This window comes from Lacticaseibacillus sp. 866-1, assembly GCF_016861825.1.
Lineage (GTDB): Bacteria > Bacillota > Bacilli > Lactobacillales > Lactobacillaceae > Lacticaseibacillus.
Genome location: NZ_BOLU01000029.1, coordinates 25,307 through 33,255 on the forward strand (window position 1 = coordinate 25,307; position 7,949 = coordinate 33,255).

A 7,949-nucleotide genomic window follows, 5' to 3' on the forward strand; every position below is an offset into this window, starting at 1 on the left:
GGCGGCCCCAAGGTGCAGGTCGGATCGCCAGGGAGTTTCCGGGTGAATCTGACGAAGCGGTACCTGCCTCGCCCTCCCATCATCCAGAGATAGTATCGCACACAATGAAACCGCTGTCAATCAATTTAAGATGAAGCTTTTTAACCGTGTCATGACATATAGTATTCCATTTATATTCGCAGCTAATTCGACCTCGAAGCGGTCCAGCCGCACACTAAAAGGTGCCTTGATCAAAATCATGATCAAGGCACCTTCAACTATTTAGTGAACTTTTTGAAGCGGTCAATAAATGCCGTTGTGATCGGCGTCTGGAGCCGGTGCTTGCGCCAGGCCAAGACCGTGTGGGTCTGCACGCGCGGTGAGAACGGGATGAACCGGACCCCGGCATGGTTTTGCGGGTCGATGACGCCTTCAATCGTCAACGCCGCGCCAACTTGCGCTTGGACCAGGGGCATGACGTTAAAAATCAGGTTGAAGTGGCCGACAATTTTCAGGTCGGCCAGCTCGATCTCAGACCACGAAGCCAGCAGTTGCTGTACGGCGCCGCGACTGGAGATGATGAGCGGCACCTCTGGCAAGTCGGCGGGCTCAATCACGGGCTTAGTCGCGATTGGGGCGTCGACGCTGACGACCAGGCCCCAGCGTTCCGTATGCGCCAGCGTCAGGTGGTCGTATTTGTCGGCATTCACCGGCTCCAGCAGCAAGGCTAGGTCGATTAAGCCCTTGTCGAGCCGGTCAAACAGGTCGTCGGAAGTCCCGGTGAACAGGTCGAAGGTCACCGCCGGGTATTCGGCCGTGAACGCGGCAAGCTCATTGGCCAAAGTGTGACTGCTGTCGGCCTCGACTGCGCCAATGTTGAGGTTGCCGCTGAACAACTGGCGGCGCTGGTCGATAAACGTCTGCTCGGTTTGCTGCGTCAACGTCAAAATTTCCTGCGCACGCGTTTTGAGGTAAAGACCGGCGTGTGTCAACGTGAGGCCGTGGTTGGTCCGCGTGAACAGCGGGGCGCCTAACTCGTTTTCCAGCTGCTTGAGCTGGCGGGACAGCGTGGGCTGCGTGATGTGCAGCCGCTCTGCCGCCCGCGAGATCGAGCCCGCGCCATCAATCGCCAAAAAGTATTCCAGCAGTCTTAATTCCATCACTCACGCCTCCAGTCAGTTAATCAGGCCGGTCGCCATCCGTGCCGGGCTTATCGATTCCTAGACTACTATACCGATGCAGGCGAGGATTCACAATCAGGTTGACGACCAGATCCGCGACACTTTTGCGCGACACGATGGTGCCTTTAAAAGGCGTCCCCTTTGCCGTGAGCTCGTAGTCAATCTCCTCATCGTTCGTCAGGTAGGCGGCGCGAATCAGGGTATAGTCTAGATTGCTGGTCTCGATGATTTGGGCAGCGCGGCGGGTGTCGTCCATCACCGCCGTGCCGACGTCTGCTTCGACCCAGCGGCCAAACGCCCCAGGCACCTCATGGTACAAGCCGAGCCCCGTGATGTAGATCAGCCGGTCAACGCTGGCGTTGTTCATCGCCTTGACGATATTTTTCGCCATCGGTTCAAACTCGCCGCCGAGGTTCGCGTAGACGATGTCCTGGCTGGCCATGGCCTGGAACAGCGCCTGGTAGTCGTTCACGTCGGCCTCGAGCACGGTTTCGCGGGTGGGGTCGATTTGTCCCAGACGCTTGGCCCGGCGCAGGTACAAGGTGAGATGAGCGTCGGTTTCTTGCAGCAGGCGCTGGCGCACCAGTCTGGCAATCTGACCGTTAGCGCCCAAAAGCAGCACATTGGTCAACGTCTAGCCCTCCGTGTCAGTTTTGCCGTAGATTTCCTCAGCCAGCGGGAACGCGGACCACGCTTTGGGCCAGCCGGCGTAAAAGGACAGGTGCGTGATCAGCGCGACCATTTCGGTCTTGGTCACGCCGTTTTCTTTGGCAATGGCTATGTGCGAATTCAACTGCGGAAAAAGGCCCTGCGCCATCAACGCGGCGCAAGTGATCAGGCTGCGGTCGCGGGCAGACAGCTTGTCTTCCTTAGCCCAGACCTGACCGAACAGGACATCATCATTCAGCGCGGCGAACTGCGGGGCAAAGTCGCCCAAGTTGTCGCGGCCAGCGGTTTGTTTTTTAGCCATTTTAATCTTCCTTTCTAGGTGAGCGGCCTACCACGGCTGGGTCGTCGGGCCGACGGTGAATTCACTCACGTTCGTGTCTTCCGGCATGTCGATGGCAAAGGCGACGACGTCCGCGATCCGTTCAGCACTGATTTCATACGTGTCATAGGTCTGCTGCATTGCCTCGGCGGCACCAGGGTCGGTGATCGTGTCGAGCAGCTCCGTCTTAATGGCGGCCGGATAAATCGTTGCCGTGCGAATGTGGCTGCCTTCCTGGGCGGATTCCATGCGCAGCACTTCCATCAGGTCACGCACCGCCCACTTAGTCGCGCCATACACCGCGCCGTTGGGGTAAGCCTTGAGCCCGGCGACGGAGCTGGTCGTGATAAAATGGCCGGCGTGCTGCGCCTTGAATGTCGGCAGGGCGGCAGCAATACCGTTGAGCACGCCTTTCAAGTTGACGTCGACCATCTGATTCCACTCGTCGACCTTCAGTGCAGATAGTGGGGAGCTCGGCATCAGCCCGGCGTTCAGAAACATCACGTCGAAGCGGCCAAAAGTATCCTGGGCCATTTTCACGAGCGCGGCGTTATCTGCCGGCTTGGTGACGTCTGTGACGCGATACACGGCTTGACCTCCGGCGGCCTGGATGGCTTTGGTCAACTGTGCCAGTTTGTCTTCGCGCCGGGCGCCCAGCACGACCTTGGCGCCTTTTGCTGCCAGCAGTTTCGCGGTGGCGGCGCCGATGCCACTTGATGCGCCAGTAATCACAACAACTTTATCTTTGATCATGAAAAATTCCTCCTAGTCCGTCAGTGCGTTGTACTGATCATCAGAAACTGGCTCGAGCCACTCCGGCGTGCCGGCCGTGATCGCGATGTGTGAGAACCAGCTGTCCTTCGTCGCGCCGTGCCAGTGCTTCACGCCATCGTGGGTGACAACGACATCCCCGGGGTGCAGCTTGCGCGCCGGCTGGCCTTCTTCTTGGTACCAGCCCTCGCCGCCGGTGACCAGCAGCAGCTGGAAGCCGTCGTGGTGAATGTGCCAGTTGTTCCGGCAGCCGGGCTCGAAGGTGACGTTGCCGACGCCGACGTTGATGGCCGGGTCGCTGATCAGATTGTTGAGGTAGCTCTGGCCGACAAAATACTGGGCGTAGGGGTCGTTCTTGGCGCCCATGGGGAAGATGCCGTGCTTTACGGCTTGTTCGTTGGTTGTCATGGTTGATTGTCCTTTCGAAAAGCTTCAGTAGTGAGACTCACTTTAACTGAGGTAATTGTAATAACTATTTAGATATACGTCCAATGCTCCTTCTGCCTGGCCTCTATGCTTGTTGAGCATGTCAAAGAGCAACCGAAAAAGAGACAGAACATTGCCTAGTCAGTTATATAAGGCAATCGAGATTTGTGCGAATAAAGTCCCAAAGTCTTGGTGTGACAACGTTTTTGAGGATGGGTAAAAGTTTGACGGCGGATAACGATGGCAATCTCAGCAATGACAAGGCTTTACGCGTGACACTGCGCAAATATACAAATTTATTGTGTGCCTTGACCATAGAAGACGGTCCGCCCCTGGTTTTCAGGCGACCCAATTACCTAGATTTGACTCTTGTGGATGATTGCAGGGATTATACATATTCCTATTTAAGGTGATTAGGGTATCCAGTAACGCAATCTCTTTAGGCTCGTAGACACATACCAACCTTGACTTCGGTGAGTTCAACTTCGTCTGCCAAAGTTTTCCCCGGGGTATCAGGGAAAATGTTTTTGCAAAATTAACGAAGGTTGTCCTCACACTATTATTGGCGCAAGTAGGATTCAAATTCCCTCGCAACTCCTTGCCGGAACCGGTATCATAGAGACAAGCAAAAACTTGGAGGAAAAGTGAAAATGGCAAGTTTCGATCAGCTCATGCATTCAATCGACGAAGCAGCTGGCGACACGCAACGTGACCGTGGCACCATGTTCGAAGAAGTCGTCAAGTCATACTTACTCAATGAGCCCACATACAAAAATCTCTACGACAATGTTTGGATGTTAAATGAGGTGCCGTCTGAATACAACATTCCAAAGAAAGACCTTGGCGTTGATCTTGTTGCGCGGCAAAGGGGTACAGGTAAACTTACCGCTGTCCAAGCGAAGTACTACAAAGGCAAAGTAGGCAAGGACACAATCAACAGTTACGTGGCCGAGCTGAACAAGAATTATTATTCGGATGGGCTGCTGGTCGCTACGACCGATGAGTGGAATCGCAACGCCGAAGCGGCTCTGGACGATGGGTCCAAGGATATTAGCCGAATCGGTCTCTCGGATTTAAGAAACTCCGACTTTGATTGGTCCCAGTTTAAGTTTGGAGATGCCGCTAAGCCTATTCAGGCCAGTCACAAAGCTCCGCGTTCTTACCAGCAGGAAGCTATCAAGAAGACCGTAGCTTATTTTGACACGCATAATCGCGGGAAACTGATCATGGCCCCAGGCACCGGGAAGACGTTTACTAGTCTCAAGATTGCAGAAGCGCTCGCAGATCATAATGATCAGGCCAATTTCTTTGTGCTGTACCTTGTTCCGAGTATTCAGTTGCTTTCTCAAACACTTTTCAGCTGGAATAGTGACGTCGCTAGCGGCAGAGAACTGGTCTCATTTGCTGTAACGTCAGACCGGAACGCCTCCAAAAAACGCACCTTCAATAATGAAGACGACAGTGAGATGAACATTCAGGATATTGGTTTTCCTGCCTCGACCAGCGCGGAGAAACTGATGAAAAATTTTGCCGCGCTGAAACCGGCTGAAGGTAAACGACTCACCGTTATTTTCAGTACATATCAGTCAATTGATGTTATTCATAAAGCTCAGGATCTCGGCTATCCGGAGTTCGATTTGATTATCGCAGATGAAGCTCATCGTACGACCGGTTCGCATGAGATGGGTAAAGACGCTGGTATGTTTACCAAGGTTCACGACAATAAGGTTGTGAAGGCCAAGCATCGGTTGTACCAGACGGCAACACCTAAGATATACTCGCAAGAGACTAAGAAGAAGGGTAAAGAGGAGAACGTCATCATCGCCTCGATGGATGACCCTGACCTATATGGTGAAGAGATTTATCGTCTGGGTTTCGGTGACGCAGTGGGTAAAGGCATCTTGACGGATTACAAGGTTGAAGTGCTTGCAGTCGATGAATCTGTAATCCAGAAGGATATGCAGAATAGTTTGTCGACTCAAAATGGCTTGAGTATCGACGATATCGGTAAAATTATTGGTGTCTGGAATGCAATGATGAAGCGGGAGAGCTTCTCGGATAAGACTGAGGGCGCTCCGATGCAGCGTGCGATTGCTTTTTCATCTGTGATTGATAACCAGCGTGGCCATGGGGCAGGCAAGGTAGGATCAAAGCAGATTGCCCAAGAGTTCAACCAAGTGGTTAACGAGTATCTTGGCGCGAACAACCCTAACGAAAATCACGTCCGAGTTAAACACGTCGATGGTAGTATGAATGCCTTGCAGAAGAAAGATGCAATCGATTGGCTTGCAGGAGACATGCCAGACGATGAAGCGCGAGTGCTCTCAAACGTCAAGTTTTTGACGGAAGGTATTGATGTACCGAATTTGGATGCCATCATTTTCTTTGCGCCAAAGCAATCTCAGATTGATATTGTTCAGGCGGTCGGTCGTATTATGCGCAAGTATGAAGGTAAGGAATATGGCTATATCATCTTGCCCGTTGTCGTTCCAATCGGTCAGGATCCGGATACAGTGCTTGACGATAATAAGACTTACCAGGCTGTCTGGTAGGTACTGAACGCGTTGCGCTCAATTGATGAGCGGTTCGAGGCTTCCGTGAATAAGCTTGATTTAAATAAGAAAAAGCCCCGTAACTTGAATGTAATTGGTGTCGGTGATGCGCCAAAGAAGGAGCTAGGTGGATCAGGTTCTGGTGACGGCGAGGAACACAGTGAACAACTTAACTTAGAATTAAACTGGCATGAAATTCAAAATGCTATCTATGGACGTATTGTCAAAAAGGTCGGCGATCGGCGGTATCTTGAAGATTGGACGGCGGATGTTCAGAAACTGGCAGAACGACACATTCGCTGGATTAAGAACTTGGTTGCAGATAAGCAATCGCCATTCGCGAAGTCATTTCGGAAATATGTTAAGAGTCTACAGCACAACATCAACAGCGATATTGACGACGAGCAAGCGATTGAGATGTTAGCTCAGCACATCATTACGAAACCGATATTTGAGGCACTTTTCGATCAGTACAGTTTTGTTAATGACAACCCTGTGTCTCGCGCCATGGAAGACATGGTGGAGAAGATGACCGAAGCTGGCTTTGATCAAGAGCAAGCGGCACTCGAGCCGTTCTACGAATCTGTACGGTTACGAGCGACAGGTATCGATAACGCTGCAGCGAAGCAGCAGTTTATAGTGACACTTTATGACAAGTTCTTTAGCACAGGTTTCAGGGACACCGCCGACAAGTTAGGGATTGTTTTCACGCCAGTGCAAATCGTAGATTTCATTGTGAAGTCTGTTGATGAGGTACTCAAAGAGCACTTTGGTCGCGGAATTGACGCTAAGAACGTGCATGTTCTTGATCCTTTTACAGGGACAGGCACATTTATCGCGCGTACGCTGGAGTATCTGAATCAAGAAATGAAAGATGGAAAAATTACATTAGCTGATATCACTCGCAAGTACACGCAAGAGTTACACGCCAATGAAATTGTGTTGCTCAGCTATTACATTGCGGCTATCAATATCGAATCGGTCTTTGACGAGATTAATGGACCAGAGAAGTACATTCCGTTTGATGGTATCGTTCTTGCTGATACCTTTGCCTCGACTGAGTACGGTGAGACACTGAGTGAAGATATTTTTGGCGGGAATAACAAACGGCTGAAGAAGGAACAGGCTGTGCCAATTACTGCGATTATCAGCAACCCACCATACTCAGTTGGTCAAAAAAATCAGAATGATGATAATCAGAATGCCCATTATCCTGTCCTGGAGAAACAAATTGCTGATACGTATGTGACTGGAAGTAAATCTGGTTATAGTAAAGCTGCGTATGACACCTATATAAAGGCGTTCAGATGGGCAACTGATCGTTTGGGAGAGCGTGGAGTGATCGGATTTGTTACAAACGGCAGCTTTCTCGATTCGGGTAGTACGGATGGGGTTAGAAAAGCCTTTTACAGAGATTTTAATTATTTGTATATTTATAATCTCAGAGGAAATCAAAGAACACAGGGGGAAACCTCTCGGAAAGAAGGAGGAAAAATCTTTGGTTCCGGCAGCCGAGCGCCAATTTCAATATCTATATTCATAAAAGATGGATCAAAAGAGCATCATCTTTACTACAAAGACATAGGTGATTATCTTACACGGCAGCAAAAATTTGAAGAAATCACCAAGGCTGGTTCAGTTTCAGGAATAAATTGGACTGAAGTTTTTCCTGACGAAAATGGTGACTGGCTGAACCAGAGAGATCCAAAGTATTTAAGCTACACTCCCATTGCCGATGAAAAAAAGACGCAGGGTGTATTTCCGAAGAATGCCCTTGGAATTGTTACAAACCGTGATGCATGGGTATATGGTTTTAACAGAGTTCAAGTAAGTAACAATGTCTCAACCTTGATTGAGCACTATAATGCGGAACGTGAGAGACTAAGAGGAGGGGTAGAGTTCAATCGAGACCCTAAGTATACCTGGATTATTCATAGAATTTCAAAAAAGCAGCGTAATCCCACGATTCACACGGGACTGCGCTGCTTTGGTGTTTCACCCATTGGGTGCGCCTATATGCTAAGGTTGAGTCGACAAAAACCATCACGAAAG

The 7,949-nt window shown here is 50.6% G+C and carries 5 protein-coding genes and 1 pseudogene; 1 reads left to right on the forward strand and 5 read right to left on the reverse strand.

The window, feature by feature from the left end; translation table 11 throughout:
- Positions 1-257: 257 nt before the first annotated feature.
- From JUE30_RS09240 to JUE30_RS09260, 5 genes are read right to left on the reverse strand one after another with little or no spacing between them, the layout of a single operon-like run.
- Positions 258-1,139, reverse strand: a complete 882-nt coding sequence (locus tag JUE30_RS09240) for a LysR family transcriptional regulator (protein ID WP_203624604.1) — start codon at positions 1,137-1,139, stop codon at positions 258-260.
- Between the two features lie 19 nt (positions 1,140-1,158).
- On the reverse strand, positions 1,159-1,791 hold the full coding sequence (locus JUE30_RS09245; RefSeq protein WP_203624605.1) for an NAD(P)H-binding protein: 633 nt from the start codon (positions 1,789-1,791) through the stop codon (positions 1,159-1,161).
- 3 nt (positions 1,792-1,794) lie between these two features.
- A complete protein-coding gene (locus JUE30_RS09250) occupies positions 1,795-2,130 on the reverse strand; it encodes a carboxymuconolactone decarboxylase family protein (RefSeq protein ID WP_203624606.1) in 336 nt (111 codons plus the stop codon).
- Between the two features lie 27 nt (positions 2,131-2,157).
- Entirely contained in the window at positions 2,158-2,901 is a 744-nt protein-coding gene (locus JUE30_RS09255) for an SDR family oxidoreductase (protein WP_203624607.1), read from the reverse strand.
- 12 nt (positions 2,902-2,913) lie between these two features.
- Entirely contained in the window at positions 2,914-3,327 is a 414-nt protein-coding gene (locus JUE30_RS09260; RefSeq protein ID WP_203624608.1) for a cupin domain-containing protein, read from the reverse strand.
- Positions 3,328-3,995: 668 nt separating this feature from the next.
- Between JUE30_RS09260 and JUE30_RS11390 the strand changes: the two are divergent.
- Positions 3,996-7,949: pseudogene (locus JUE30_RS11390) on the forward strand (DEAD/DEAH box helicase family protein); the annotation flags it as partial.